General features: G+C 55.7%; 23 protein-coding genes. 6 read left to right on the top strand and 17 right to left on the bottom strand.

Features of this window, described 5'->3' with window-relative positions:
* Window positions 1-61: 61 nt before the first annotated feature.
* Together NAC44_RS15265 and NAC44_RS15260 are read left to right on the top strand one after the other, a co-directional pair.
* The gene (locus NAC44_RS15265; protein ID WP_250942121.1) at window positions 62-2,050 is read left to right on the top strand and encodes a bifunctional 2',3'-cyclic-nucleotide 2'-phosphodiesterase/3'-nucleotidase; all 1,989 of its coding nucleotides are present in this window, start codon (window positions 62-64) and stop codon (window positions 2,048-2,050) included.
* Window positions 2,051-3,326: 1,276 nt separating this feature from the next.
* A complete protein-coding gene (locus NAC44_RS15260; protein ID WP_250942119.1) occupies window positions 3,327-4,394 on the top strand; it encodes a GGDEF domain-containing protein in 1,068 nt (355 codons plus the stop codon).
* 27 nt (window positions 4,395-4,421) lie between these two features.
* Here NAC44_RS15260 and NAC44_RS15255 read toward each other — a convergent pair whose 3' ends face one another.
* From NAC44_RS15255 to NAC44_RS15245, 3 genes are read right to left on the bottom strand one after another with little or no spacing between them, the layout of a single operon-like run.
* The gene (locus NAC44_RS15255; protein ID WP_250942117.1) at window positions 4,422-4,835 is read right to left on the bottom strand and encodes a Fur family transcriptional regulator; all 414 of its coding nucleotides are present in this window, start codon (window positions 4,833-4,835) and stop codon (window positions 4,422-4,424) included.
* 5 nt (window positions 4,836-4,840) lie between these two features.
* Window positions 4,841-5,644 (bottom strand): iron chelate uptake ABC transporter family permease subunit, encoded by an 804-nt coding sequence (locus tag NAC44_RS15250; protein ID WP_250942332.1) that lies wholly within the window; start codon window positions 5,642-5,644, stop codon window positions 4,841-4,843.
* Window positions 5,634-6,488: an ATP-binding cassette domain-containing protein gene (locus NAC44_RS15245; protein ID WP_250942115.1), complete on the bottom strand. Its 855-nt coding sequence runs from the start codon at window positions 6,486-6,488 to the stop codon at window positions 5,634-5,636. The genes NAC44_RS15250 and NAC44_RS15245 overlap by 11 nt, the downstream gene beginning before the upstream one ends.
* 231 nt (window positions 6,489-6,719) lie before the next feature.
* Here NAC44_RS15245 and NAC44_RS15240 point away from each other — a divergent pair, with 231 nt between their 5' ends.
* Both NAC44_RS15240 and NAC44_RS15235 read left to right on the top strand, forming a co-directional pair.
* Window positions 6,720-7,634: a zinc ABC transporter substrate-binding protein gene (locus tag NAC44_RS15240; RefSeq protein ID WP_250942113.1), complete on the top strand. Its 915-nt coding sequence runs from the start codon at window positions 6,720-6,722 to the stop codon at window positions 7,632-7,634.
* Window positions 7,635-7,749: 115 nt separating this feature from the next.
* Window positions 7,750-8,955 (top strand): GTP-binding protein, encoded by a 1,206-nt coding sequence (locus NAC44_RS15235; RefSeq protein WP_250942112.1) that lies wholly within the window; start codon window positions 7,750-7,752, stop codon window positions 8,953-8,955.
* 191 nt (window positions 8,956-9,146) lie between these two features.
* Here NAC44_RS15235 and NAC44_RS15230 read toward each other — a convergent pair whose 3' ends face one another.
* The 3 genes from NAC44_RS15230 to NAC44_RS15220 form a co-directional block, all read right to left on the bottom strand.
* Window positions 9,147-11,735, bottom strand: coding sequence for an SPOR domain-containing protein (locus NAC44_RS15230; RefSeq protein ID WP_250942111.1), 2,589 nt, complete (start codon window positions 11,733-11,735; stop codon window positions 9,147-9,149).
* A gap of 62 nt (window positions 11,736-11,797) precedes the next feature.
* Window positions 11,798-13,555, bottom strand: coding sequence for an arginine--tRNA ligase (gene argS, locus NAC44_RS15225; protein ID WP_250942110.1), 1,758 nt, complete (start codon window positions 13,553-13,555; stop codon window positions 11,798-11,800).
* Window positions 13,556-13,713: 158 nt separating this feature from the next.
* Entirely contained in the window at window positions 13,714-14,931 is a 1,218-nt protein-coding gene (locus NAC44_RS15220) for a deoxyguanosinetriphosphate triphosphohydrolase (protein WP_250942109.1), read from the bottom strand.
* Between the two features lie 188 nt (window positions 14,932-15,119).
* On the opposite strand from NAC44_RS15220, the gene erpA reads away from it, so the two are divergent.
* Window positions 15,120-15,452, top strand: coding sequence for an iron-sulfur cluster insertion protein ErpA (erpA, locus tag NAC44_RS15215; protein WP_250942108.1), 333 nt, complete (start codon window positions 15,120-15,122; stop codon window positions 15,450-15,452).
* Window positions 15,453-15,524: 72 nt separating this feature from the next.
* Window positions 15,525-16,310, top strand: coding sequence for an exodeoxyribonuclease III (xth, locus tag NAC44_RS15210; RefSeq protein WP_250942107.1), 786 nt, complete (start codon window positions 15,525-15,527; stop codon window positions 16,308-16,310).
* A gap of 30 nt (window positions 16,311-16,340) precedes the next feature.
* On the opposite strand, the gene exoR is transcribed toward xth, so the two are convergent.
* From exoR to NAC44_RS15155, 11 genes are all read right to left on the bottom strand, one after another.
* Window positions 16,341-17,135, bottom strand: coding sequence for an exopolysaccharide production regulator ExoR (gene exoR, locus NAC44_RS15205; protein WP_420839963.1), 795 nt, complete (start codon window positions 17,133-17,135; stop codon window positions 16,341-16,343).
* A gap of 692 nt (window positions 17,136-17,827) precedes the next feature.
* Window positions 17,828-18,958, bottom strand: a complete 1,131-nt coding sequence (locus tag NAC44_RS15200) for an OmpP1/FadL family transporter (RefSeq protein ID WP_250942105.1) — start codon at window positions 18,956-18,958, stop codon at window positions 17,828-17,830.
* 1 nt (window position 18,959) lies between these two features.
* Complete coding sequence (locus NAC44_RS15195) at window positions 18,960-19,175, bottom strand: hypothetical protein (protein ID WP_250942103.1); 216 nt, start codon at window positions 19,173-19,175, stop codon at window positions 18,960-18,962.
* Between the two features lie 523 nt (window positions 19,176-19,698).
* Complete coding sequence (locus NAC44_RS15190; protein ID WP_250942100.1) at window positions 19,699-20,352, bottom strand: protein-L-isoaspartate(D-aspartate) O-methyltransferase; 654 nt, start codon at window positions 20,350-20,352, stop codon at window positions 19,699-19,701.
* Window positions 20,349-21,119 (bottom strand): 5'/3'-nucleotidase SurE, encoded by a 771-nt coding sequence (gene surE, locus NAC44_RS15185; protein WP_250942098.1) that lies wholly within the window; start codon window positions 21,117-21,119, stop codon window positions 20,349-20,351. Before surE ends, NAC44_RS15190 begins: the two co-directional genes overlap by 4 nt.
* A gap of 19 nt (window positions 21,120-21,138) precedes the next feature.
* Window positions 21,139-22,422, bottom strand: coding sequence for a serine--tRNA ligase (gene serS / locus NAC44_RS15180; protein WP_250942096.1), 1,284 nt, complete (start codon window positions 22,420-22,422; stop codon window positions 21,139-21,141).
* An 81-nt stretch (window positions 22,423-22,503) separates the two neighbouring features.
* On the bottom strand, window positions 22,504-23,322 hold the full coding sequence (gene tatC / locus NAC44_RS15175; RefSeq protein WP_250942094.1) for a twin-arginine translocase subunit TatC: 819 nt from the start codon (window positions 23,320-23,322) through the stop codon (window positions 22,504-22,506).
* Window positions 23,319-24,194, bottom strand: a complete 876-nt coding sequence (gene tatB, locus NAC44_RS15170; RefSeq protein ID WP_250942092.1) for a Sec-independent protein translocase protein TatB — start codon at window positions 24,192-24,194, stop codon at window positions 23,319-23,321. The genes tatC and tatB overlap by 4 nt, the downstream gene beginning before the upstream one ends.
* Window positions 24,195-24,277: 83 nt before the next feature.
* Window positions 24,278-24,472, bottom strand: coding sequence for a twin-arginine translocase TatA/TatE family subunit (locus tag NAC44_RS15165; RefSeq protein ID WP_250942090.1), 195 nt, complete (start codon window positions 24,470-24,472; stop codon window positions 24,278-24,280).
* A 253-nt stretch (window positions 24,473-24,725) separates the two neighbouring features.
* Window positions 24,726-25,442, bottom strand: a complete 717-nt coding sequence (gene scpB / locus NAC44_RS15160) for an SMC-Scp complex subunit ScpB (protein WP_250942088.1) — start codon at window positions 25,440-25,442, stop codon at window positions 24,726-24,728.
* Window positions 25,432-26,274: a segregation and condensation protein A gene (locus NAC44_RS15155; protein WP_420839960.1), complete on the bottom strand. Its 843-nt coding sequence runs from the start codon at window positions 26,272-26,274 to the stop codon at window positions 25,432-25,434. The genes scpB and NAC44_RS15155 overlap by 11 nt, the downstream gene beginning before the upstream one ends.
* Window positions 26,275-26,277: the final 3 nt, after the last annotated feature.

Here is a 26,277-nt window from a genome sequence, read left to right as displayed (position 1 = left end):
CACCGTCCGGCCCTCTTTCGCCAGATGCTTCCGGATCCAAACCCAGCGCCAGGAGCCACACATGTCTCTCTTTCACGACAGCCATCCCATAAGTCGCCGCTATCTTCTCGGAGGGCTTGCCGCAACCGGCGCTCTGGTGGTTCTCCACCCGTTCAGCGCCCGCGCTGCAGCCAATCAGGCCCATCTGCGGCTGATGGAAACCACCGACATCCACGTCAACCTTCTGCCCTACGACTATTATGCCGACAAGCCGAATGACACGCTTGGCCTGTCGCGTACGGCAAGCTGGATCGACAAGATCCGCACCGAAGCCACAAATTCCATGCTGATCGACAATGGCGATCTTCTGCAGGGCAGCCCCATGGGCGATTACATGGCTTACAAAAAAGGCATGAAGGCCGGTGACGTGCATCCGGTGATGAAGGCGATGAATGTTCTTGGCTATGATTGCGGTACGCTTGGCAATCACGAGTTCAATTACGGCCTCGATTTTATGTTCAACACGCTGGCCGGGGCAAAATTTCCCATCGTCTGCGCCAACCTGACCAAAGGCCAGCTGGCTTCCGATCCGAAACAGGATGATCTCTATTTCAAGCCTTTCATCATCCTCGACAAAAAGATCAAGGATGGTAGCGGACAGGAAAACACCGTCAAGGTCGGCTTCATCGGCTTCCTGCCGCCGCAGATCATGGTCTGGGATGCCAAGAATCTCGAGGGCAAGGCCCAGACCCGCGATATCGTCGAGGCGGCAAAGGCCTGGGTGCCGGTGATGAAGGAACAGGGTGCCGATATCGTCATTGCGCTCTCCCACTCCGGCATCGATGGCAGCGGCCCATCTGATCGTATGGAAAATGCCTCGCTTTATCTTGCCGGCGTTGACGGGATTGACGCGATTTTCACCGGCCATCAGCATCTCGTCTTCCCCGGTCCGAAAACCTGGGACGGCATCAAAGGTGCTGACCCGGTGAAAGGCACGCTGATGGGCAAGCCCGCCGTGATGGCCGGTTTCTGGGGCTCGCATATGGGGCTGATCGACCTGCTCTTGGAAAAAGACGGCAAGAGCTGGAAGATCGTCGATTTCACCAGCGAGGCCCGTCCGATCTATCATCGTGACGAAGCCCGTAAAGTGATTGCCGATGTCAAGGACAAGCCGGAAATCGTCGCCGCCGTCGAAAAGGAACATGAGGCGACGCTGGCCTATGTGCGCACGCCGGTTGGCAAGACCTCCGCGCCGCTTTACTCCTATTTCGCGCTTGTGGCCGATGATCCGTCGGTGCAGATCGTCTCCAATGCCCAGCTCTGGTATATCAAGACCATGCTGAAGGAGACGAAATACAAGGACTATCCGCTGCTGTCGGCGGCAGCTCCCTTCAAATCCGGCGGCCGTGGCGGACCGGATTATTATACCGACGTTCCGGCGGGCGACATCGCCATCAAGAATGTCTCCGACCTTTATCTCTATCCCAACACCGTTCAGGCCGTGCTGGTGACCGGAGAGGACGTGAAAGACTGGCTGGACATGTCGGCTGGCATTTTCCATGAGGTCAAGCCGGGTGCCAAGGATGCGCCGCTGATCAATCCCAGCTTCCCGTCCTACAACTATGATGTCATTGATGGCGTGACCTATGAAATCGATCTTTCCCAGCCCGCCCGTTACGATGAAGACGGCAAGCTGATCCACGCAGATGCAAGCCGCATCAAAAATCTGAGCTATCAGGGAAAACCCATTGATCTGAAACAGCAGTTTGTCGTCGTGACTAACAATTACCGTGCTGGCGGCGGTGGCAATTTCCCTGGCATCAACGCAAGCAAGGTCATCTTTGTCGGCCCGGACACCAATCGCGATGTCATCGTGCGCTACATTGTCTCCGAGGGCACGATCAATCCATCGGCGGACGGAAACTGGCATTTTGCGCCCATGCCCGGAACAACTGCCGTGTTTGAGACAGGGCCGAAGGGACGCGCTTTTGCGGGTAAAGTCGTCGGCGCAAAAATCGAGGACGCCGGTGACGGCGCGAATGGGTTCGCAAAATATCGTCTGCTGCTCTAATGGCAGTTGCGTATAACGCGCGAGACTGCTGCCAGGGATCCATCTCTGGCAGCACCATGCTGCAAAGCGGGACACTCCACGACGCTTTACTCGCAACTCGGTTGCCAAATTTCGCATACCATAAATTTTATGGATTAATCGGCGTTTTTTTCAAAAAACCCCTATAATCTGACATTGATAAACGGAATATCCATGTATATCATAATTTATATTAGATATTAAAAATTCATATATAAAAATCGAAAGTACGAAATCATGATTTATAATTGAATTAATTTCAAATATTATCGTTATATTTTTGTCGATATTTTGCAAGTATAAATCTTGGATGACGAAATTATATTATATTAATTTATTTCGTGTATTGATAAAATAATACTACGAAATACGATGGCCTATACGACGATCAGGACGGTTGCCATCACGCTAACGCATCATAAAGGTCGCAACCTGCAGAAATGCGCCCACAGCTGTAAAATTCCTTTTCTCCGAATGTTGATCTGCGCACAAAAACTGTCGCCGTCTGAAGGCCTGAGATCCGTCAGGATGCCGTAAACGTCGATGGGAGTGATGGGCCCCGCATAGTCAGACAACAACAGGGATCCCCTCTGAAAAATCCTGATTTTGTTGAGCAAGCAATTGAAAAAAACTTTGCGGCCACACCAATTGCACGGAACTATGCTTTTCATTTTAATCAATATCGATTAAATACAATCATTATTGCGAATGCGAGCATGATTCATTTTTTCTATTTGCCGCAACGCAAGTTAGACAGATTATGGATTGTATCTGGCAGCAACAGAACTTTCCACAGATTGAAAACATGCAAAGGCCTTCATAGAAAATATGCAATCATAAACTGCAGACATTTTTCACTTCAGAGCTTGATAGAAAGAGGCTTCAGGATGAGGCATGAAAAATGACTATTTTACGAGCCTCTCTGTAAGGCATTGAAAATAATGCTGCAGTTACAACCATATAAAGTCGGCAGAGATTTAAGGAATTATGCTGTAAATTTAAATATTTACAGAAAGTTCAATGTGTTTAATGAAACACATGATGTCATAGCAGGCAAAGCGCTTGGCGGAGAATGAAGCCTTCCTCTTGCTGCCAGCCATGCACATACAGATAACGTTCTGCAAGACAGAATCAGGCTGCATTTCGACAATGAAGAGAGCTTGGAACGACAAAATATAGACTTGCTGTCGGGGTAAGGGTTTGCCTGACTGAACATCGTACAGGGCAACCGACAGGGAGAAAACGTGGGACAATAAAAATGAATTCAGCGTCAACAAACAGGGGACAAAACGGTGATCTTGCTGCGCAAATTCTTTTTGCCATGCGCAATATGGGAGTTTCGCCGCTGCCACGCAACTATGAATTGTTTTATGAGGCTTATATCGGCTCCAATCCTGCTTTGACGCGGCGCCTTGTCGCCCTTGGCGCTAAAGCCACGCAGGAAGATCTCGATATAATTTCGGAGGAATTTTTTTCTCATAATTCGAATCGACTGGTCGAAAACGCACATTCCCGACTGACAAACGAACTGGACAATATTGTACGCCTGCTCAAGCAGGAACAAAGCGCCCTTAGAATCTACAGTGACCTGCTTGAGGAAACCAATGGCCGGATCAATGCCAAGAATCTGGCCAGTGTCGAACTTGTGCGCAATGCGATTACTCTTCTGAGCCAGGCAACGGGCGACACTATGGCACGTGGTGAAAAGACGGTTGCCAGTTTTAACCAGAAATCCGCAGATATGGATGCCGTGCGGCGTGAACTTGATGAATACAAGCGTATCGCCAACACCGATTCGCTGACACGTCTTTCCAATCGTCGTGCCTTCGATGAGCGGATGGCCAATCTTTTCAATCAGACACCGTCTGCTTCAATCGCGCTGATCCTGATCGATATCGATCATTTCAAGACCGTCAACGACACATTCGGTCATCCGGTTGGTGACAAGATTCTGGCCATTGTCGCCGGCCTCATCCGCGCCTGCCTGTCGCGCGAGACTTTTGCCGCAAGAACTGGGGGCGAAGAATTCGCCGTCATTGCCGAAGGCTCGAGTGAAGACATGCAGGCCATGTGCGAAAAGATCAGGTCCAGTATTGAGGCGACCCCCTTCCGCAATTCACGGACCGGAGTGAATTACGGTCCGATCACCGTGTCGCTAGGTTATGCTTTTGCCGTCAACTGTCAGGATGCATCAGAACTTTACGGACGTAGCGACGTCGCCCTTTACAATGCCAAGAACAGCGGCCGAAACTGCATTCGCGCCTATAATGAAGAAATACAACGCGAGCCGACCAAAAGCTGGCTTATCTACAAGGGTCAAGGCTGACAGCAGCAGCCAGATATCGCTATCTATCTATGCCGAGCAGGACGCACAAAGACCACGAATCTCGATCGTGGTCTTTTCCATTTTGAAGCCACGCCCCTTGGTCCAGTCCTCAAGACGATGATCGATGGTGTGATCGTGAAATTCCTGCACATGGCCACAGCGCTCGCAAATGGCAAAGGCAACTGTGCCATGGGCGCAGCATTGTTCCTCGCGGTGCGAGCAGGCGACAAACGCATTGAGGCTTTCAAGCCGGTGGACCAGACCGAATTCAAGAAGTTTTTCAAGAGCCCTATAGACCTGGAGCGGGGCGCGAAATCCCTGATCGCGCAGCTTGTCGAGAATTACATAGGCCGATAACGGCCCCCCGGCCTGTTCGAGGGTGTGAAACACCAGCGACTGATTGCGGGTCAGTGCATGGCTGCCCAAGGCATGTGATGTCATGGCGATCATCCTTTCATGGCGGCGGCGCGCCGATACGGCAGCAGGCTGAAGAGAAACAGGCAAAGGGCCGCGACCACAATCGAGGGGCCAGACGGCGTGTCATAGTGAAGCGACCCCATAAGACCGCCCATCACCGCCAGCGCGCCGATAAGCCCGGCCAGGATCGCCATGATTTCAGGCGTTGCGGCAAACCGTCTTGCCGTTGCTGCCGGAATGATCAAAAGGGCGGTGATCAGCAAAATTCCGACCAGCTTCATGGCAATCGCGATAACCAGCGCCATCAGCAGCATGAAGATGAGCCGGGTCGGGCCGACAGCCAGTCCTTCGGCAATGGCGATGTCTTCATTCACCGTTGCGGCAAAAAGAGGACGCCAGATCAGGCAGAGACCGACGAGAACCGCCAGTCCTCCAATCCAGACAACCATCACATCCTGACTGGAAACAGCCAGAATATCCCCGAAAAGATAGGCCATCAGATCGATGCGCACCCAGGTCATGAAGGCGACCAATACCAGGCCGATCGCAAGCGTTGCGTGGCTGAGAATGCCAAGCAGCGAATCGGCCGACAGACCGCGCTGTCTTTGCAAGGCGAGCAGAAGCACCGACACAAGGGCTGCCACGATAAACACGGACACGGTCAGATTGAGGGAAAACAACAGCGACAGGGCAACACCCAGCAGGGCGGAATGCGCCATCGTATCACCGAAATAGGCCATGCGCCGCCAGATGACAAAGCAGCCGAGCGGCCCCGCTGTCAGGGCAAGACCGATACCGGCAAACATGGCCCTGATGAAAAAATCATCCATCATGACCAGTGCCCTCTGCATGGCGATGCGTATGATCAGAATGATCGCCGTGATGGTGCCCGTCCTGCGGATGGCAATGATCGGTGATACTGCCATCGTCATGCAGCACACGACCATCCGGCAGATGCGTGTGATCGTGGCGATGATTATACACCGCAAGCGTTCTGGCTGCAGCGCCGAAAAGTTTGCGATATTCCGCATTCTGGCTGACGCTTTCCGGCGTTCCCCGGCAACAGACATGGCCATTGAGACATATGACGGTATCAGTCTCCGCCATGACCATATGCAGATCATGAGAAATCAGCAGAACACCGCAACCGCTCTTGCGGCGGATGGTTGAAATCAGCTCGTAAAGCGCGATCTCTCCGGCAAAATCGACACCCTGCAAGGGTTCGTCCAAAACCAGAAGATCCGGTTTTCTGGCAAGCGCGCGCGCCAGAAGCGCCCGCTGAAACTCGCCGCCCGAAAGATGCTGCACAGGCGACCGGGCAAGATGCGGTATGCCCACCGCCGCAAGCGCGCTGTCTATATCGGCATTTGAGAGCCTGCCGGTCATGGTCATCAGCCGCTTCACCGTCAGCGGCATGGTCCAGTCCACGGCGATTTTCTGTGGTACGTAACCAATGCTGATCGCCCCATGCCGCCGCACTTCGCCTTCATCGGGGCGCAATATGCCGGTCGCAAGTTTCGCCGTTGTCGATTTTCCCGAACCATTCGGCCCGATCAGGGTCACGATCTCACCGCGGTGGACAGAAAAATCGACGCCGCGTACCAGAAAGCGCCCGCCACGGCGAAAGCCCGCACTGGTCAGGGTCACCAGACAATCGTCTTCGACGGCTTTGAGCACGGATGGAAAACTCCCTTGTCTGCCTGTTGCGCCCGATCAGGCCGCCATACCATCAGATTGCATCTGACCGGCACTCTAAACATTTGATTTCGAGCATGATTTTACCGATCCTCGCCCGACCCTGTTCGAGTGATACTCTATGACACAGCTGATAGGCTGTTGCAATCAATGTAATAACATTACATAAGATCGGCAAGAGTGAAAGAAAGGACATATCCCGTGGAAAACCGCATGCATCGCCCTGCCCTTGTGCTTTTCACCCTGATGGCCAGTATGTCGGCAGCCTGGGCGGCGCCGAATGTTGTCGCCACCATCAAACCGGTCCATTCGATTGCCGCCGCCATCATGCAGGGGGTCGGTGAGCCGAGCCTGCTGGTGGATGGCGCCAATTCCCCTCACAGTTACAGTCTCAAGCCGTCCAAGGCGCGCGCCCTGCAGACCGCCGATATCGTCTTCTGGATCGGTCCGCAGCTCGAAGCCTTTATGTCCCGGCCGCTTGCCAGCCTGAACAGTACAACCAGGATTGTCACCTTGAGTGGCGCCCCTAACGTCAGGCTCCTGCCTTTGCGTGAAGGAGGGTTGTTTGAACCCGATGCCGATGAAGATCATGCTGGCCATGATGATCATGGCGAATATGATATGCATATCTGGCTCGATCCCGACAATGCCAAAGCCATGGCAGCGGCCATGGCCAATGCCCTGATCGCCAGGGATGGCGACCATGCGGATGCCTATCGGCGCAATCTGGCTGCCTTTGATACCAGAATTGACGCCATGGATAAGGGGATCGTCAAACAGCTTGCCGACCTGCCGGCAAAACCGATCATCGTCTTTCATGACGGCTATCATTATTTCGAACATCACTACAAGCTGGCCGTGACCGGATCGATCTCCGTCAGCCCCGAAACCGCGCCGGGAGCCGAGCGGATTGCAGAAATCCATGACAAGCTGAAAGCATCAGGCGCTGCCTGCCTGTTTGCCGAACCGCAATTTCCCTCACCCATCGTCAAGGTGGTGGCTGAAGGCACGCCAACCCGCACCGGGCTGCTCGACCCTCTGGGGACCGAGCAGGCGGATGGTCCCGATCTTTATCCGGCCCTGATGCAGGACATGGCCAAGGCGATGGCCGACTGCCTGAAATCCTGATGCCCTGAACATTTTATCGAAACCCTGTCAGGCTCAACCGCGCCTGACAGGTCTCAGCGGATAGACAAGCCGAAACTTGCCCAAGTTATGTTACGTTATATCATATAGGTGAAACATGAACACAAAACTGCCTGTCACAGTCCTGTCCGGCTTTCTTGGTGCCGGAAAGACCACACTGCTCAATCATATTCTGGCCAATCGCGAGGGCTTGCGGGTGGCAGTGATCGTCAATGATATGAGCGAGGTGAATATCGACGCAGCACTGGTGCGCGATGGCGGGGCAAACCTGTCGCGCACCGATGAGCAACTGGTGGAAATGAGCAATGGCTGCATCTGCTGCACCTTGCGTGACGATCTTTTGACGGAAGTGCGCGCACTGGCCCAATCCGGGCGCTTCGATTATCTTTTGATCGAGGCGACCGGCATTGCCGAACCGCTGCCCATTGCCACAACCTTTGAGTTTCGCGACGAAGACGGGCACAGCCTCTCCGACATTGCCCGGCTGGATACCATGGTCACCGTTGTCGATGCCGCCAATCTGCTGAAGGATTATACCTCTGCCGATTTTCTCTCCGACAGAGGCGAAACAGCCGGTGACGACGATGAACGCACTCTTGTCGATCTTCTTGTCGAACAGATCGAATTTGCCGATGTGATCGTGCTCAACAAGATCGGGATCGCCGGACCTCAGCGTCTGGATGCGGCGCGCAAGATCATTGTCGGGCTCAATCCGGATGCCCGGATCATCGAGACCGATTTTGCCCAGGTGGCCTTATCAGACGTGCTTGGCACAGGACTGTTTGATCTGGGCCGCGCCGAAACCCATCCCCTCTGGTTCAAGGAACTGCATGGGTTCAAGGATCATATCCCCGAAACTGAGGAATATGGCATCCGCTCCTTTGTCTACAAGGCAAGACGCCCGTTCGATCCCGCCCTGTTTCAGCGCTTTATCGAAACGCCGCTCCCCGGTGTCATCCGGGCGAAAGGCTTTTTCTGGCTGGGCACCAGGCCGCATCATGTGGGGGAATTCAGTCTGGCTGGTCCGCTGGTGCGCACCGGGCGCATGGGGCTGTGGTGGGCCTCCGTGCCGCAGGAAAAATGGCCTCAAGATCCGGGGTTTCTCAGAGCCATGCAGCCTTATCTTGATCCCGTCTGGGGCGACAGGCGGCAGGAAATCGTCTTCATCGGCGCCGATCCCATGCATGAACAGGCCATTCGTGACGCTCTCGATGCATGTCTTATCCCGGCTTCAGACTTCTCACCCTCGCAGTGGCGCAATCTGTCGGATCCCTTCCCGGCCTGGGCAGCACCTGCCCTGTAACAAGACAGATTTCTAAAGCACGTTGCGGCTTATCAGCCTCATGCAACGTGCTTTAAGTCTTTGTTTTGTCGCATGTACGTTCTCGTTTCATTGAGGACAATGAAACGCGACATGCTTTAAGGACAATTAATGGCGCCTTGGGTTTTATAAAACGCAAGGCGCCAATCATATGGCCGTTTTGCTCGAACGGATCAGCGGACCAGCATGCAGCTGCCGCCTGCCTGACGGTAACGTTCGCAGAGCGCTGCCGCCTCATCCTTGCTGCCGCCAGCAATCCGGACACGATAATACGTCCCCTTGCCGGGGATTTCAGCGGGCTTGATATCATGCGCCCGGCCGCCGATCACGCCCGCGAATTTGGACGAAAGCCGTTCATAGCTCTTGCGTGCGTCTGCCTCCGACGGCAACGACGAAATCTGGATATAATAGCCGCCGCCAGCCGCTGTGGCCGGAGACGTCTGGGCAGCAACGGGCGCTGCCAGAGACGCCCTTTGCACAGCAGGGGCTGAGGCAGCAGGCACAGACCGAATGTTAGGACGGGCAACAGGCACAGGCATGTTGGGTGCCGGAACGCCTGTGAGATCGCCGCTATCCGCAGCCGGTTGCTGAGCAGTTGGCGTCGCCGCTGTTGTCGAAAAACCGGCAGACGCCAGGGCCTGATCGGTCGTTTCGTTTGCCGGCGGTGCGTTAAGCGGCTGAACCTGCTGATCCTGCGATGATGCAGCCGGTGTTGCTGACGACGATCCGGTATCCGCCGCCACCAGCGTACCATCCGGGCGCACGATCATGGTCTTCACCCGTTGCGGCGTCACCAGAGGCTGACCATTTGCAGACGCCCCGTTCTGAGCCGCATTTGCGTCAGCGCCCGTGTCGCTGTCCATCGGCATATTGGTCATGTCGGTCTGTTTGCTCACATCCATGGGCTGTTCTTCGGATGTGATCAACTGCTTCTGCTGCGGCTGCTCGGAACCATCGCCGGAGACGCGCTCGTAAACCGCCTTGTTCTGGTTGGGTACAACCTTGCCGCCGGGATTGGTCGGCACCACCTTGACCGGTGCCTTGTCAGCCATGACGATGCGAGGCTTACCCCCTTCAAGCGCCAGTGGGTCTTTCATCTTCAACCAGGCATAGACCCCGCCACCAGCAACGAGAAGAACGACGACCGCCGCGGCAGCGACAGCGATCATTCGACCGCCACCAGAATGTTCGGGGTCATAATCATCCATCCTGCCTGTCTGATCGAGAGAGACATCCGCCACTCCGGCAGAAGCCATCCCCGAAGAAGAAGAACGAAACGGTCCGGTTTCATCAAGGCTCTTGCGGAAATCCTCCTCAAGGGCCTTTTCGAAAACGTCGAAATCATCCCCTGGCAGACTACGTACCTTTTCCACGACAGGAGGAAGGTCTGCCCTTGCCACACGCACTGCTGACGGCTGCTCGGATGGTGCTTGCCCGGCGACCGGAGCAGCCGCCGTCTTGCCACCACCATGACCAGCCTGATTGAGCAGGCTGGCAAGCTCCGCATCGATATCGAAATCATAATCAGGCGTGTAGCTGACCGGCTTCTTGTCTTCGACTGGCGGCAGGTCCGGCACATGCAGATGCGATACAGGCTCCAGTAATTCATCCTGATCAGCAATTTCTGCATTGTCGAACGGAAGACCGGGCACATTATCCGCGACAGGTGCCGGAGCAGGAGTTGGAGCTGGAGCAGAGACAACAGGCCTTTTCACCAACGCGGCAGGCGCAACCGGGGCGCTGACAGGCCTTGCAACCGGCGCAGGCTCAGGCTTTGCAACAAAATGGACCGGCTCCGGAGCAGGCACTGCCACCGGCTCCATTTCGAGATCGGAGAGATCGAGGGTGATATCCTCAAGATCGAAATCCAGATTTTCCAGCGGCTCATCCATTGCGGCCTGCGGCGCAACGCTCGGCTGAGACGACGATGCCTCCATCCGCGGCTCCATTCGCGCCTGGACGGGCGGCTCCTGAAACAGAGCTTCGCCTGACGCTAGAGCTGCAAAAAAATCACCCGAGGCAGGTTTGCCGGATGAAGACGGCGCACTGAGCGCATCATAGCGAACGGCTTCAAAAGACGGCTCAGTCCGTGTCGGCGATGGCGAAACCGGCGAGGGAGCAGCCAATGTTTCGCGGCGTGCACTCAGATCCAGCTCCGGCTCGACCGATCGTTGATGCATAACGGGCGGCGCAGCACTCGATATGGGAGGGGGCGAAAAACCAAAATCATAATCGGGTTCCTCAACCGGCTGCGGCGCCGAGGAAACAGGCACTTGCGGCGGGCTGGGCTGCTGAAAGACCGGCTCTTCAACCCGTCGTGCCGGGGTTGCCGGACTGAAATTGGCCAGCGGCAGGCGATGACTGCCATAGCCGCCTTGCGGATCGGCTGCACCATGGCGCACAGATGGTGCGGTTGCAGGCGCAAGCTGCGGCTCCATCGACCATTCCAGCTCATCAGCAAGGGCATCGCCGCCGGAATAAACGGGATCCTGCGGCTGCTGCGATGGCGAAGCATAGGATAAAGTCTCACCTACATATGTCTCATTGGGCGCTGCCACAGGCTCTGATGGCACCTGCCCCCAGGACAGGTCGTGAGATCCGCCATATCCGATTCCAGTCTCGGGCGCGGTCATCTCGGGTTCTTGTCGGCGAGCAACGGGTGCATCATAGCCGACAAGACGGGCAAGCTCCGCCAACGGGTCGTCATCGGCAAAGCCGCGCCCGCCAGCGTCCCTGTCATATGCGGATTGTTTTTGCACCATACCCTGATCCACTTGCTACGCGACACATCGACAAGCCGGGAGTAACGGGCACATGCATCACACTATCGCATTTCCTCCGGCGCATCCGTGCCCGTAATTGCCAAGCCGGATTTCAAAACAGAGGCGACAGCATGAACAAGCCCAAGCCTGGCCAAGGTCAATTGTCGGTTTTTATCGTTAACAAATCGTAATTCCGGCTGATCTTTACCCTTATTCCAATGCGCATGGAAGGAGCTGGCCAGATCGTACAGATAAAATGCGATGCGATGAGGCTCCATGGACTGGGCGGCTGCCTCAACGATACGCGGATATTCTGCAAGCTTTGCAATCAGTTGCAGTTCCGCCGGATCGCCAATTTCGCTGACGGCATCCTTCATCGCAGCAAGATCGGCAGTTACACCGGCAAAAGCCTCTTCCGCCTGGCGGAAAATCGACATGCAGCGGGCATGGGCATATTGCACGTAGAAAACCGGGTTATCCTTCGACTGCTCCGTCACCTTGGCAAAATCGAAATCCAGCGGCTCACTGTTCTTGCGATAAAGCATCATGAACCGAACCGGATCGCGGCCCACTTCATCCACCACATCACGCAAAGTGACAAAGTCGCCGGAACGTTTCGACATCTTCACCGGCTCGCCATCACGATAAAGCTTGACCAGCTGGCACAGAAGCACGGTCAGCTTCGAGGCACCTTCCGACACCGCCCGTGCCACGGCTTCCAGCCGTTTGACATAGCCGCCATGATCGGCGCCCAGCACATAGATCATCTGCGAAAAACCGCGGTCGAACTTGTTCTTGAAGTACGCGACATCAGCGGCAAAATAGGTGTAGCTGCCATCGGACTTGATCAGCGGCCGGTCAATGTCGTCACCCACTTCGGTCGAGCGGAACAGGGTCTGCTCGCGGTCTTCCCAATCTTCCGGCACCTGCCCCTTCGGCGGCGGCAGCGCGCCACGATAGACATGGCCCTTGAACGTCAGGTCGTTGATCGCTGTGCGAATGGCCGCGCCGCCATCGGCATGAAGCTGACGTTCGGAGAAAAACAGGTCGTGATGCACATTGAGTGCGGCAAGATCCTCACGGATCATCGCCATCATCGCATCGATGGCGCGTTCCTTGACGATTGCCATCCACTCTTCTTCCGGCATGGTGTGCAGCTTGACGCCATAGTCGCGCGCCAGCGCCTCGCCCACCGGCTTCAGGTAATCACCCGGATAAAGACCGGCAGGGATCGCGCCGACGCTTTCGCCCAAAGCCTCGCGATAACGGATGAAGACAGACCGCGCCAGAACATCGATCTGGGAACCGGCATCGTTGATGTAATATTCCTTGGTGACGTCATAACCGGCAAAACCCAGCAGGTTGGCAAGCGCATCGCCAACCACGGCACCCCGGCAATGACCGACATGCATCGGACCGGTCGGATTGGCCGAGACATATTCGACATTGACCTTCTGACCGGATCCAAGATTTGATCGACCGAAATCCACACCTTCAGCCATCATGACCGCCAGAAGCCGCTGCCAGTAACCGACAGAAAGGCGGATATTCAAAAAGCCGGGACCGGCCACCGAAACCTCGGCGACATCGGCATCCTGCTTCAGCTTTTCGCCGAGAAGATCGGCCAGCACGCGCGGCTGAAGGCCCAGAGGCTTGGCAAGGACCATAGCGGCATTGGTGGCGGCATCGCCATGGCTGGCATCGCGCGGCGCTTCCACGACAATCCGGCCAAAATTAAGCTCGCTTCGGTTTTCCTTGACGATATCAAGGGTTTCAAGAGCATTCTTGATGCGGGCTTCAAAATCGGCAAACAGATTCATGGGAATAATCCAGACAATGAGACATGCGCGCCGGTCGCAAAACCGGCATCTTGGACGTCTGCGACCAACCTGCGAACCATGGATGAAACCACCTGCTGATGATCGCTAGACGCGAGCAAAGGCCTGGCGCCCTTCAGGAGCGCCAGACGCCACGCGCTTTAACGCAAATCCGGCGTATGGTCAAACATCTGCCGATGAGCGCGCTCGGCATAGGTATCCGTCATGCCAGCCAGATAATCACCGACATGGCGCGCTTTCGCCGGCGTTTCCAGCCCGGCGATATGCTCCACCCAATAGTCACTCTTCATCAGGGCGGGATTGTCCATATAGGCATGGAACAGATCAGCGACAATCTTGGCCGCCGCCGCACGGATGCGCATGATATCGGGATGCCGGTAGATTCTGGAAAACAGCAGTTTCTTGATCTGTCGGTCCGTCTCAGCCATCGCATCGGAAAAGGTGATGATGGTTTCACCGGCCTGACGGATATCATCGGCGGACATGGGCCTGATCCGCGCCAACCGCGATTGCGCCACCGCAATCACATCCTCGACCATGCGGGTGATCTGGCGGCGCATGATCTCATGCGTAAAACGCTCCGGCTCCAGCTTCGGATAGCGGTCATGCACTTCGCGCATCAACCCGGCCAGAAAAGGCACCTCCTCCAGCATGTCGAAGCTGAGATAGCCGGAACGCAGACCGTCATCGATGTCATGGGTGTTATAGGCGATATCATCGGCCACAGCCGCGGCCTGCGCCTCAAGGCTGGCATGGGTATGAAGGTGCAGATCCTGCAACTGACAATATTCGACAATCGGCAAGGGCACAGGTCCACGGGTTCCCTCGCCATCCGCCGTCAAAAGCGGCCCGTTATGCTTGACCAGCCCTTCGAGCGTCTCCCAGGTCAGGTTCAGTCCGTCAAATTCGGCATAGCGCCGCTCCAGTTTGGTGACGATGCGCAGCGACTGGGCATTGTGATCGAAGCCGCCATAGGGCTCAAGCAACTCATGCAGCGCATCCTCACCCGTGTGACCAAAGGGCGTATGGCCGAAATCATGCACCAGTGCCACGCCCTCGGCCAGATCCTCATCAATGCGAAAAGCGCGCGCCAGCGCCCGGGCAATCTGCGCCACCTCGATCGTATGAGTGAGCCGCGTGCGATAATGATCGCCATCAGGACCGATGAAAACCTGCGTCTTGTGCTTCAGCCGACGAAAGGCGGTCGTATGGACGATACGGTCGCGGTCACGCTGGAAATCGGACCGCGTCAGGCTGGAGCCTTCCGGATAGAGCCTGCCACGGCTGGTCCATGGATCGGCGGCAAAAATCGCCCGCTCGCCAAAGCCGAAACCCAATGCATTTCTATCGATCGTCATGCCGTCCCTATCCTGCCCCATTGACGCCCTGCCAGCTAATCCATACCTATATAAGCAAAGAAACGCCTGCATCCAATGACAGGATAAAGGGTGTTTCCAGCTTTTATGGTTATAAGAGAGGGATTTACGGCTTGCCGCCGGAGATGCTCTCAGGTTTCTGCGGGTCTTGACCCCGTTGTGAGGCAAAAATGACATCCAGAACTGTAACGCTTTCCCAAAATGCTGCCCGCCGCATTCAGCGAATCATCGCCGGCGAAGAGGGCAAGACCGCCCTTCGCGTTTCCGTCGAAGGCGGCGGCTGCTCCGGCTTTTCCTATAAATTCGACCTCGAGACCGGCCCTCAGGAGGGCGATCTGGTGGTGGAGCGTGATGGCGCCACTCTGCTGGTCGACGAAATGTCGCTGGTCTATATGGAGGGTGCGGAAATCGATTTCGTCGATAATCTTCTCGGCCAATCCTTCCAAATCAACAATCCCAATGCTGTTGCCAGCTGCGGCTGCGGCACCAGCTTTGCCATCTGATTTTTGCAATCTGCCTCTGGCCTCATCGGCGCTTTGCGATAAAAGACATCATGATCAGCAAAGGATGAGGCCATGAAAATCGCCACCTGGAACATCAACGGTATCAAGGCCCGCATCGATAATCTGCTGCAATGGCTGGAAGCAGCAAGCCCGGACATTGCCTGCCTGCAGGAAATAAAATCCGTTGATGAGTCCTTCCCGCGTGAGCCTATTGAAGCGCTCGGTTACCACGTTGAAACCCATGGACAAAAGGGGTTCAATGGGGTTGCGTTACTGTCGAAAGTCCGTCCCGATGAAGTCAATCGCGGCCTGCCGGGAGATGCGACAGATGAGCAGGCACGGTTTATCGAAGGGGTGTTTTCCGTTCCGTCCGGCGTTTTACGCGTCTGCTCGCTTTACCTGCCCAATGGCAATCCAGCCGATGATCCGGTAAAATATCCCTATAAACTGGCCTGGATGGAACGGTTGAAACGCTTTGCCGAAGAACGGCTGGCGCTGGAAGAGCCACTGATTCTCGCAGGCGATTACAATGTGATCCCGCAGCCGCATGACTGTTTCGACCCGTCTGTCTGGGCGCAGGATGCCTTGTTCCTGCCTGAGACACGGGCGGCCTTCCGCCGTCTGACTAATCTCGGCCTGACGGATGCCGTGCGCGCCACCACAGATGCGGTTAAACTCTACAGTTTCTGGGATTATCAGGCCGGAGCCTGGCAGAAAAACAATGGCATTCGCATCGACCATCTCCTGACATCGCCAGAGGCAACCGACCGGCTGATCTCGACGGAGATCGACAGGCAGGTCAGAAGCTGGGAAAAGCCCTCCGATCATGTGCCGGTGATCGGTCATTTTGCATTTTGATTTGCATTTTGATCGGCTCCTCTGCCGCCCTCAGGGCTGCTGGGAAACCTCTGGCGCCATGGCCACGGCGACACGACGAACCTTTTCATCGGCAAGCGAAAAGGCCCGTTCCTGCAGATCCTCGATCCAGGGGCAGTCCTTGGGCGCACATTTGTCGATGGCCGCGGTCATGAAGGCCAGACCGCGCTCTTTTTGACCTTCCTGAAACAGCACATTGCCAAGCAGCGCCATCGCACCGGCATGCCCATTCTTGCGGGCAAGGTTGAGCCACTTCTTCGCCTGCTGAACATTTTTCTTGCCGCCCTCGCCATTCAGCAACATCCTGCCAAGCTGGTACTGGGCATCTGGAAAACCAAAGGCCGATGCCGCCTGGAAGTAAAGCTGGCGCGCCTGATTGAGATCGATCTTCACAGGACTGTTGGCAATGCCCTCACGATAATAATGGGCCAATGCCATCAGGGCATGGACAAAATAGACACTGTCTTCCGAGCCGGGCTCAACGCCCTGATCGGCAATTTCCGAATAGATCTTGAAGGCTTCGTAGTCGTTCTTCACCACGCCATCGCCATCGGCATACATATTGGCCAAAGCCCAGCGTGAGCCGGTATGACCCTTTTCTGCCGCATAGCGATAGGCCTCGACAGCATCCTCTGTATTGCCGTTTTTCTGGGCGTTATAACCGAATTTGAACAGATCAAAGGGACCGGAATCCTTGGAGATGCCCGATTTTATATCGAAGGCGCGGGCCGAAGGACAATTGCAAAAGCTGAGCAACAGTACCGAAACGGCAATGGCAAGGGAACGCTCCCACACCGAATTGACCATTCCATATTTCACAGTCAACATTTCAACTACACCGGTTCTTGTTTGCGCAAGTAAAGCACATCAATTGCCCAGCCCGCCCTTGCAGTTCAAAACCGCCAAAAGGAAGCCGGCAAGGGTTTAGCCCTGAGATTTTACAATTCATCCATAGAGCGATTTCGACGAAAACATGTTGATATCCGGTAAATGCTCGCCATGTTTTCGTACATAAACTCTATTCAAGGCAATACTAAGACACTGATCAAGAGCCAATACATGCTTCTGCATTGCCTTAACATTCCCTCACCTAACGAGACCACAGACACGATTGGCCGATATTGCCAAAAAGGCGGCGACAATACAGCCGTGGAATCACAGGATAGGCAAAAGCTTGAAGCTTTACTGATCTGAACAATGCAGTTTAACCGAACTGCACAGGATTGTGCCCCCGATGGTAACCGCATCTGATGAGCGCATAACAGTACTTGCTTCAAAACCCCTGACCCGAAACAGCGATGCTCTCCCTTTGTGGCGGGAAATGGACATAATCATATCGCCAGAGGGTTGACGAAGAAGAGAATGAGGACGTTGCAAATTAGCAACAAAACCGCTGATGTGATCAGCAATAGGACTGGTCAGACAAGACCTTTCAGACACAAGAAAGCGAAAACGAAAAAAGGGAGCGAGAACGCTCCCTTTTTTCTCCCCTCTCACAATCAGAACTTGATCGAATAACCGCCACCGAGCGAATAGGCCCAATTTGTGCCTGTTGTTGCATTGAAGTTTGCGCCATCGACAATGTATTGGCTGCCGCCAGAAATATAGGAAACAGCGCCGCCGAGCTTCAATTCACCCGGACCAAGCTTGACCAGAGCGCCAGCACCCAGCGTCCACGTGTCGGTCCAGATGTCCGCGCCGCTGCTGACACCCTTATCCCAGGTCACATTGACCGTGCCGGAAACTTTTTCAGAGAACTTGTGCCCAACACCGGTCTGAACGGTCCAGCCATCCTTCCAGTAGTAAGCATCATGCTGGGCGCCCAGATAGGTGATGTTGTAGTCCAGTGTCTGAAGCACGCTCCAGTCCGTCCACTTCACCGAGCCATAAACAAGCCAGTCAGGCGCAATACCCGATTGAAGGCTGAGCTTGACGGATTGCGGCAATGTCCCCGTGCCGTTGGCGGAAACAGCCGACGATCCAATAAAGCCGGCAAGGGCAATCGGGGTAAAATCACCATCGGTCTTTTGCTTGACGGCAGAGCGATACATCAACTGCGCGCGCATGGCGTATTGCGGAATATCGTAGCCGACACCCAGACGATAGCCGAGCGAACCATCATCCTTCAGATGCAGATTGCCGTAGTAGGAATAGGCGTTGTAATCGAAATCCTGAATGAAACCGCCACCGATCAGGAACAGCCGACCGGGACCGGCATCGAAATGCAAGGCGCAGGTCAGACCATATTCATTGGTGGTGAATTTCTTTTTGGAATAGTAATTCGGCGCTGTCGGCACAGCATGGTCGGCGGCCTGAGCCTGCGCGCCATAATTGGACGATCCGCCAAACGGCTGGGTATACGTGAAGGCGCAGCCAAGCGGGTCGAATATCTGCGTCTTTGCCGCAAAACTTGGAATGGCGAAATCGTCGCTGAAGGCACCATCCGTTGCCTTTACACCGGATATTGTCTTGTACTTGACTTGCGGCTTGACATAAATAACGCCGCCGCTGATCACGGTTCCATCCTGATACAGAATATCCGTATCAGCCTCCCCCATCGAGAAACCGCCTGCGTTGGCCCCTGTCACGCAAGCCGTCAGAACGGCGAGCGAAAGAAACCCTGTCCTCATATCAAAATACTTCATAAATCCCCGCTCCATAAGGTACTAAGGCAATCATACAATTGACATTTTCAAACACAATCACCGTCCCAGCACCTGCCTGCTGCCGCTCACGATAACAATTGACGTAAAAATTCCAACGACAAGCAGACACTGGATGATCTTTAAAACACATTTTTAAAAAACATATAAAACTTCCACACTGGAGAAATTTTATTTCAAACATTCATCGATCTGTGTCCTATGCGCAACATTTGCAATTTTGATAAAAAACAATGGTTTTCCAAGCTGAAAACGATTTCATGCGACGCAGCATGTTCAAAAATGTCGGAATCAGCATGATCGCTTTGCGCAGACGCAAAAATGCAAACATCAGCTATAAAATAAGAAGATAAAGCAGCAGAAATCATTTTCTAATTTTCTGCTGCATTGCAAAATCTCAAAAGACGGTCGCCGGTTTCAAGATCGGGCGAGACGCCATCAAATCCGTGCCCAAAAGCGAATGATCTTCCTGAAACAACATACAAAAAGAAAGGAACCGAACCTGATGCTGACATCCTTAAATCGATTCCGGTTCAGGAAGAAAATCATGCAGCAGATAAATTGCTGCAGCAACGTTTGTTATAACGCATTGCGGGACGGAAAACCGCTCCACACTTTACCTGCATTTCTCCGGCAGGCTGATGAAAAGCCCGCCTCCGGCGCACTCTGACCCTTGCAGGCACAGGTATCATCAAAATCAAGACGGCTCACAGATAGACCGCGACATGTGGTATGATCGGCTGGTAAGGCACCTCAAACAGATCCTCACGCTCAAATCGGCTGCCGGTACGCGTCAGTCGCATCATAACGCATCGGTCTGCGCTAACCATGATCGGTGCCAGCAAAATACCATTATGCACCAGTTGCTCGGTAAAGATTTTCGGCATGGAGCTAAAAGCCGCCGTCACCAAAATTCGGTCAAAGGTTCCTTCACCCGGCTGGCCATTCATACCGTCCCCATGGCGCAGGATCACATTGCGGATACCAAGCTGGTCAAGCCGTGCCTGAGCATCCGTCACCAGGGTTTTATAGCGCTCCACGGAAATGACCCGTTCCGCAAGTCGGGCCATGACAGCCGTCATGAAACCGCTGCCGGTGCCAACTTCCAAGACACGCTGTGCGCCTGTGACCTTCAGCCGATCCAGTAACCGTACAGCCAGATCGATCCCTTCCATGAAGGATCCGCATTCGATTGGAATCGTGCCGCTGGAGTAAGCCTGATCCAGGAGATGGTGAGCGACAAATTTCGAGCGCGGTGTCTGTTCGACCGCCGTTAACAGATTGATATCGGAAATACCTTCGCCACGTAGCCTGAGAACTGTTGCAGCAAATCCTTCCCGTTCGAGCATGGCAGGTTTCAAGAAGGATCCCCAGTGTCCAGAACCGCAGCAATGTTATCCTGCACGGCATAATCGGTCATGTCCAGCTTCAACGGCGTAACGGATATTTTTCTGTCACGCAAAGCCCTGATATCGGTGCCTGCGCGGAAATTGCCCTTGCGGTCACCAAATCGCAACCAGTAATAAGGCAGCCCCCGCCCATCCAGCCGCTCTTCGACACTCAAGCCGAAATCGAGTTTGCCTTGGGAGGTCACCTCGACACCTTCGACCTCCTCCGGCTGGCAATTGGGAAAATTCAGGTTCAGCAGGGTGCCGGGTGGGATCTCCGCACTCATAAGCTTGCCGATCAGATCCGGCGCAAGCTGCTCCGCCACCTGCCAGGGAATGCTGTCACCCGCCACATAGCTATAGGCCTGACTGAGCGCGAAGGAACGCACCCCATGCACGGTGCCTTCAATGGCGCCAGCAACCGTACCGGAATAGGTCACGTCATCAGCCAGATTGGCGCCTGCATTGACACCGGAGAGCACCAGATCAGGCTTGCCGGGCAGAACCTGCCGAATTGCCATGATCACGCAATCGGTCGGCGTCCCGCGCAGCGCAAAGCGCTGTGGGGCAATTTCGCGCAGACGCAAAGGTTCCGACAGTGTCAGCGAATGGGCAAGACCGCTTTGATCCGTCTCCGGCGCCACGATCCAGACATCGTCGGAGAGCTTTCGCGCAATCCGCTCCAGAACGGCGAGCCCTTCCGCATGGATGCCGTCGTCATTGGTCAGCAGAATGCGCATATCGCTCCTCTCTTATCGATCAGGATGCTTTTTCAATCCGGGTAATGCCGCCCATATAGGGCAGCAGCACGTCCGGAACAGTGACAGAGCCATCCTCGTTCAGATAGTTTTCCAGAACAGCAATCAGGCAGCGACCGACCGCCGTGCCGGAGCCGTTCAGCGTGTGCACGAAGCTGGTGCCCTTGCCATCCTTGTTGCGATAGCGGCCATTCATCCGCCGCGCCTGAAAATCGCCGCAGACAGAGCAGGAGGAAATTTCGCGATAGGTGTTCTGTCCCGGCAGCCAGACTTCAAGGTCATAGGTCTTTCGCGCACCAAAGCCCATATCGCCGGTGCAGAGCGTCATGGTGCGGAAATGCAGGCCAAGCCGCTTCAACACCTCTTCGGCGCAGGCCGTCATCCGCTCATGTTCGGCAATGGCGTTCTCGGCATCGGTGATCGATACCAGCTCGCATTTCCAGAACTGATGCTGGCGCAGCATGCCGCGCGTATCGCGACCGGCAGAGCCCGCTTCCGAGCGGAAGGAAGGCGTGAGCGCGGTAAAGCGCAGGGGCAGAGCCTCGGCATCGAGAATTTCGCCTGCAACCAGATTGGTCAGCGTGACTTCGGCTGTCGGGATCAGCCAGCGGCCATCGGTGGTGCGAAACAGGTCTTCGGCGAATTTCGGCAATTGGCCGGTGCCAAACATCGCGTCATCACGCACCATCAGCGGCGACGACACTTCCGTATAGCCATGTTCGCGCGTGTGCAGATCGAGCATGAACTGGCCGAGCGCCCGCTCCAGCCGCGCCAGTTGGCTGGTCAGAACGGTAAAACGTGCGCCCGAAAGCTTGGCGGCACGCTCGAAATCCATATAGCCCAGCGCTTCGCCAATCTCGAAATGCTCTTTCGGCGTATGATTCCAGCCGGGCTTTTGACCATGGATGCGGGCAACGACATTGTCATGCTCATCCTTGCCAACAGGCACATCGTCCAGCGGCACATTGGGGATGCGCGATAATGCGTCGTTCAGCTCCGCCGTCAGACGACGCTCTTCCTCTTCTGCTGCGGGAAGCGTGTCCTTGAGCGCCGCGACTTCGGCTTTCAGCCTGTCCGCCAGTTCCATATCTTTCTGGCCCATGGCCATGCCGATCTCTTTCGAGGCGGCATTGCGGCGGGCCTGCATATCCTGCATGGACTGAACAACCGCACGGCGCTTTTCATCGAGCGCAATCAGGCTGGCAGACTGGGGCTCGGCGCCGCGCTTGGCCAGCGCCGCATCGAGAGCCTCGGGGTTCTCACGAATCCATTTGATATCGAGCATGGTCGTTCCGCAATGGTTTGATCATAAAGGTAAAGCGGCTGACACCGGCAGCCGCCTTGTGAAAGGGCAGAGTCGGATGCCTCAGCTGTCGTCGCGGGTGGTCATCTCTGTCGAGCTTTCCTCACCGCGCGCGGCACGCTGACGCTCCACCATGCGCGCAGCATAGATCGAGACCTCGTAGAGAAGGATTGTCGGCAGGGCAAGACCAACCTGCGACATCGGGTCCGGCGGTGTCAGCACAGCGGCAAGAATGAAGGCGATGACGATGAAATATTTCCGCTTTTCCGCCAGCCATTTGCTGTCAAGGATGCCGACACGGGCGAGAAGCGTCGTCACCACCGGCAACTGGAAGACCAGACCGAAGGCGAAAACCAGCGACATGATCAGGCTGAGATATTCCGACACTTTCGGCATCAGCGAAATCGCCACATCGCCCTGCCCCGGCGCCTGCTGCATTGACAGGAAGAACCACATGACGGTTGGGGTAAAGAAGAAATAGACCAGACAGGCGCCCATGAGAAACAGGATGGGCGACGCGATCAGAAACGGCAAAAAGGCCTGACGCTCATTCTTGTAAAGGCCGGGCGCAACGAATTTGTAAATCTGCGCGGCAATGATCGGGAAGGAAATCACCATGGCGCAGAACATCGCCACCTTCACCTGCGTGAAGAAAAACTCCTGCGGCGCGGTGTAAATCAACTCTGCCTTTGCCACATCGAGATGTGCCCAGACCACCGCCCATTTATAGGGAACGACCAGCAGGTTGAACAAATGCTTGGCAAAGAAGAAGCAGACGATGAAGGCAATGAAAAAGGCACCAAGCGACCAGATCAGCCGCGTGCGCAACTCCATCAGATGCTCGATCAACGGCTGGGGCTTGTCCTCGATGTCGTCGCTCATGCCTCATCCTTGCCAGGTGTTTGCGGTGCCGTCACGGCGGCCTTCACCTCTGTTTTATCGACCGCGGCTTTCTTGCGGGTCGCTGTCTTTTTTGCCACCGGAGCGGTCGCATCCTCAGCAACAACCGGTGTCTTTGCCCGGCTTTTGCGCACCGTCGCAGGCTTCACCTCGGCAGCGGCAGGCTGAGAAGACGGGCTGGCAGCCTCGGATTTGACAGCCACTTTCGGCCTGGCAGAAGCGGCAGCCCGCTTCGGCTTGGCAGGTGCCTTTTTCAAGGAAGCTGCAGCTATATCCTGTGTCGTTTCAGCCGTTGCCGTTTCGGCAGATTTGACCTTGCGCGGTGCGCGCTTTGTCGCGGGTTTCGGTGTTTCCAACCCGGCTTTGACCGGATCGGCCTTGACCACAGGCTCTGCCGTCGTCTGTGGTGCTTGAGAAACGACTTGTGCCGGTTTTACCGATGACGGCTCCGCTTTCGCAGCCAGCGGCGGCACATCATCCGGCCCCATCGGCTTTGCCGGTTCACCGAGAAGTGGCACATCATGCCCCTCATCCTCGGGGAAATGATCGACCTGGGTTGCCCTTTGCAGATCCGACTTCAGATCGGCGCCCATCTGCCGCAGCGGATTGATCGCCTCGCGCAGCGCATTGGCTGGATTGAGGCTTCTGGCATCATGGATCGTGCGGCGCACATCATCGAGATCGGCCTCACGCAAGGCTTCGTCGAACTGGGCGCGAAAATCCGCCGCCGTCCGACGCAGCCGCGAGGTCATCTTGCCAAACGCCCTCAGCATCGGGGGAAGGTCTTTCGGCCCAACCACCACGATCATCACGATCGCAATGATCAGCAACTCGCTCCAGCCTATATCCAGCATTCTTCACGCTCCGCAAACCGCCGCCATGATCTGAAAACAACCATATTGTGCATGGCTGGCCAGACCTTAAGGCGACGTGCCGCTTATTTATTATCTTCTGGCTTATGATCCACGGTCTTCGACTTCTGCTCCTCCTCGTCGTCGGCCATGCCCTTCTTGAAGCTCTTGATGCCCTTGGCGAAGTCGCCCATCAGTTCCGGAATCTTGCCACGGCCGCCAAAAAACAGAAGAACGACCACCAGAACGATCAGCCAATGCCAGATACTCAACGAACCCATCGGCTCTACTCCTTATTCAACCCTTCTCCTGATTTAAGCAGACATTTGCCCATGCGCAAACGAATGTCAGCTTAAATCGCTCTTTCATCCGCTTTTTTTAGAGTGTGGTCCGAGGAAAAGTGGAAACCGGCTTCCCCGAGAAGACAAACGTAAACAAAGCAAAGACTCGTTTATGTTGATTGGCATGTCAGACAGGGGGTGGCAAGCAGGAAGCATGAAAGCCCTGACTTTCCTATGGGATTTCACAGATTTGTCACCCCGCGTCATCGTCTTCAGCGCCACCGGGCACAAGCAGCCCCAGTTCCTCGATATCCTGCGCCGTCATCGGGTCTTCATCCTCTGACAGGTCTTCGGTGTTTCCGGGCAAAGGCACATGAAAATTCGCCGGAATGCGCCCGGTGAGCAGGCCCGTGCCCTTCAACTCCTCCACACCCGGCAGATCGCGAATATCCTCAAGGCCGAAATGATCGAGAAAATCCCGTGTCGTACCGAAAGTCACCGGGCGGCCCGGTGTGCGCCGCCTGCCGCGAAAGCGCACCCAGCCCGCCTCCAAGAGCACATCGAGCGTGCCTTTCGAGGTCTGGACGCCGCGGATATCCTCGATTTCCGCCCGCGTCACCGGCTGATGATAGGCAATGATCGCCAGAACCTCCAGCGCCGCCCGCGACAGTTTCCTGACCTCTGTCTGCTCGCGACGGATGGCAAAGGCAAGGTCTGACGCTGTGCGGAAAGCCCAGTGATTGTCGATGCGCAGCAGATTGACCCCGCGTGGCGCATATTCGGTCTGCAATTGCCGCATCAGCGCCGCTATGTCGGTGCCGCGCGGCAGACGTTCGGCGAGAAATGCCTCCGAAACCGGCTCTGCCGAGGCAAAGACCAGAGCCTCGACGATACGCAGCGCCTCCCGCCAGCGGTGATCGTCGAGACCGGGCAGTTTTTGCTGGCGCGCAGCCTCTTCCTCATCCCTCATGCGCAGTCTCCTGAGGCACCGCCGCCCTGCCCGATCCGCCGCGCATGAAAATCGGCTGAAAGGCCCCCGCCTGGCGCAGTTCCAGCTTGCCCTCGCGCACCAGTTCCAGCGAAGCGGCAAAGGCGCTGGCCAGCGCGGTGATGCGTTCGGAAGGATCGGCAAGATAATCCAGCAGATATCGGTCAAGCGCCGTCCAGTCGCTCACCTCGCCGATCATGCGGGAGAGCAGTTCGCGCGCATCCGTCAGCGACCAGACCCGCCGCCTTTCGATCGTCACCTGGGTAAAGGCCTGCCGCTGACGCAACTGCGCATAGGCCGACAGGAGATCGTAGAGGCTCGCTTCAAAAGCCGATTGCACCCGATCCGGCACATGTTCAGGCGCACCACGGGCAAAGACATCCCGGCCCAGCCGGTTGCGGTTGACAAGCCTACCCGCCGCATCGCGCATCGCCTCCAGCCGTTTCAGCCGGAAAGCAAGCGCTGCCGCCATATCCTCACCGGATGGCTCGTCATCCCTGGTCGGTTGCGGCAACAAGAGCCGCGATTTCAGATAAGCAAGCCATGCGGCCATCACCAGATAATCCGCCGCCAGCTCAATGCGGATGCGCCGCGCCTCTTCGACAAAGCGAAGATATTGCTCGGCCAGCGCCAGAATGGAAATGCGCGACAGATCGACCTTCTGATTGCGCGCCAGATACAGCAAAAGATCGAGCGGACCTTCAAACCCGCCGACATCGATGACCAGTGCCGGATCGCCGCTGGCGCGCTCTGCGTCGCCTTCCTGCCAGAGAGCCCCCATCGGCACGGGCAGGCTGGCCGTTGCATCCGCCATCGT

Source organism: Allorhizobium sonneratiae, from assembly GCF_023700755.1.
In the GTDB taxonomy this organism is placed as follows: domain Bacteria; phylum Pseudomonadota; class Alphaproteobacteria; order Rhizobiales; family Rhizobiaceae; genus Allorhizobium; species Allorhizobium sonneratiae.
This window is presented reverse-complemented; position numbering and strand designations above follow the sequence as displayed.

Excerpts from the sequence above, each read along its gene's own strand:
- tatB (WP_250942092.1), bottom strand. The coding sequence starts at position 24,194 with ATGCTGGATATAGGCTGGAGCGAGTTGCTGATCATTGCGATCGTGATG.
- serS (WP_250942096.1), bottom strand. The coding sequence starts at position 22,422 with ATGCTCGATATCAAATGGATTCGTGAGAACCCCGAGGCTCTCGATGCG.
- NAC44_RS15165 (WP_250942090.1), bottom strand. The coding sequence starts at position 24,472 with ATGGGTTCGTTGAGTATCTGGCATTGGCTGATCGTTCTGGTGGTCGTT.
- exoR (WP_420839963.1), bottom strand. The coding sequence starts at position 17,135 with ATGGTCAATTCGGTGTGGGAGCGTTCCCTTGCCATTGCCGTTTCGGTA.
- NAC44_RS15155 (WP_420839960.1), bottom strand. The coding sequence starts at position 26,274 with ATGGCGGATGCAACGGCCAGCCTGCCCGTGCCGATGGGGGCTCTCTGG.
- NAC44_RS15200 (WP_250942105.1), bottom strand. The coding sequence starts at position 18,958 with ATGAGGACAGGGTTTCTTTCGCTCGCCGTTCTGACGGCTTGCGTGACA.
- NAC44_RS15265 (WP_250942121.1), top strand. The coding sequence starts at position 62 with ATGTCTCTCTTTCACGACAGCCATCCCATAAGTCGCCGCTATCTTCTC.
- NAC44_RS15230 (WP_250942111.1), bottom strand. The coding sequence starts at position 11,735 with ATGGTGCAAAAACAATCCGCATATGACAGGGACGCTGGCGGGCGCGGC.
- tatC (WP_250942094.1), bottom strand. The coding sequence starts at position 23,322 with ATGAGCGACGACATCGAGGACAAGCCCCAGCCGTTGATCGAGCATCTG.
- NAC44_RS15260 (WP_250942119.1), top strand. The coding sequence starts at position 3,327 with ATGAATTCAGCGTCAACAAACAGGGGACAAAACGGTGATCTTGCTGCG.
- surE (WP_250942098.1), bottom strand. The coding sequence starts at position 21,119 with ATGCGCATTCTGCTGACCAATGACGACGGCATCCATGCGGAAGGGCTC.
- NAC44_RS15220 (WP_250942109.1), bottom strand. The coding sequence starts at position 14,931 with ATGACGATCGATAGAAATGCATTGGGTTTCGGCTTTGGCGAGCGGGCG.
- NAC44_RS15250 (WP_250942332.1), bottom strand. The coding sequence starts at position 5,644 with ATGATGGATGATTTTTTCATCAGGGCCATGTTTGCCGGTATCGGTCTT.
- NAC44_RS15255 (WP_250942117.1), bottom strand. The coding sequence starts at position 4,835 with ATGACATCACATGCCTTGGGCAGCCATGCACTGACCCGCAATCAGTCG.
- xth (WP_250942107.1), top strand. The coding sequence starts at position 15,525 with ATGAAAATCGCCACCTGGAACATCAACGGTATCAAGGCCCGCATCGAT.
- NAC44_RS15195 (WP_250942103.1), bottom strand. The coding sequence starts at position 19,175 with ATGTTTGAAATAAAATTTCTCCAGTGTGGAAGTTTTATATGTTTTTTA.
- argS (WP_250942110.1), bottom strand. The coding sequence starts at position 13,555 with ATGAATCTGTTTGCCGATTTTGAAGCCCGCATCAAGAATGCTCTTGAA.
- scpB (WP_250942088.1), bottom strand. The coding sequence starts at position 25,442 with ATGAGGGATGAGGAAGAGGCTGCGCGCCAGCAAAAACTGCCCGGTCTC.
- erpA (WP_250942108.1), top strand. The coding sequence starts at position 15,120 with ATGACATCCAGAACTGTAACGCTTTCCCAAAATGCTGCCCGCCGCATT.
- NAC44_RS15240 (WP_250942113.1), top strand. The coding sequence starts at position 6,720 with ATGCATCGCCCTGCCCTTGTGCTTTTCACCCTGATGGCCAGTATGTCG.
- NAC44_RS15235 (WP_250942112.1), top strand. The coding sequence starts at position 7,750 with ATGAACACAAAACTGCCTGTCACAGTCCTGTCCGGCTTTCTTGGTGCC.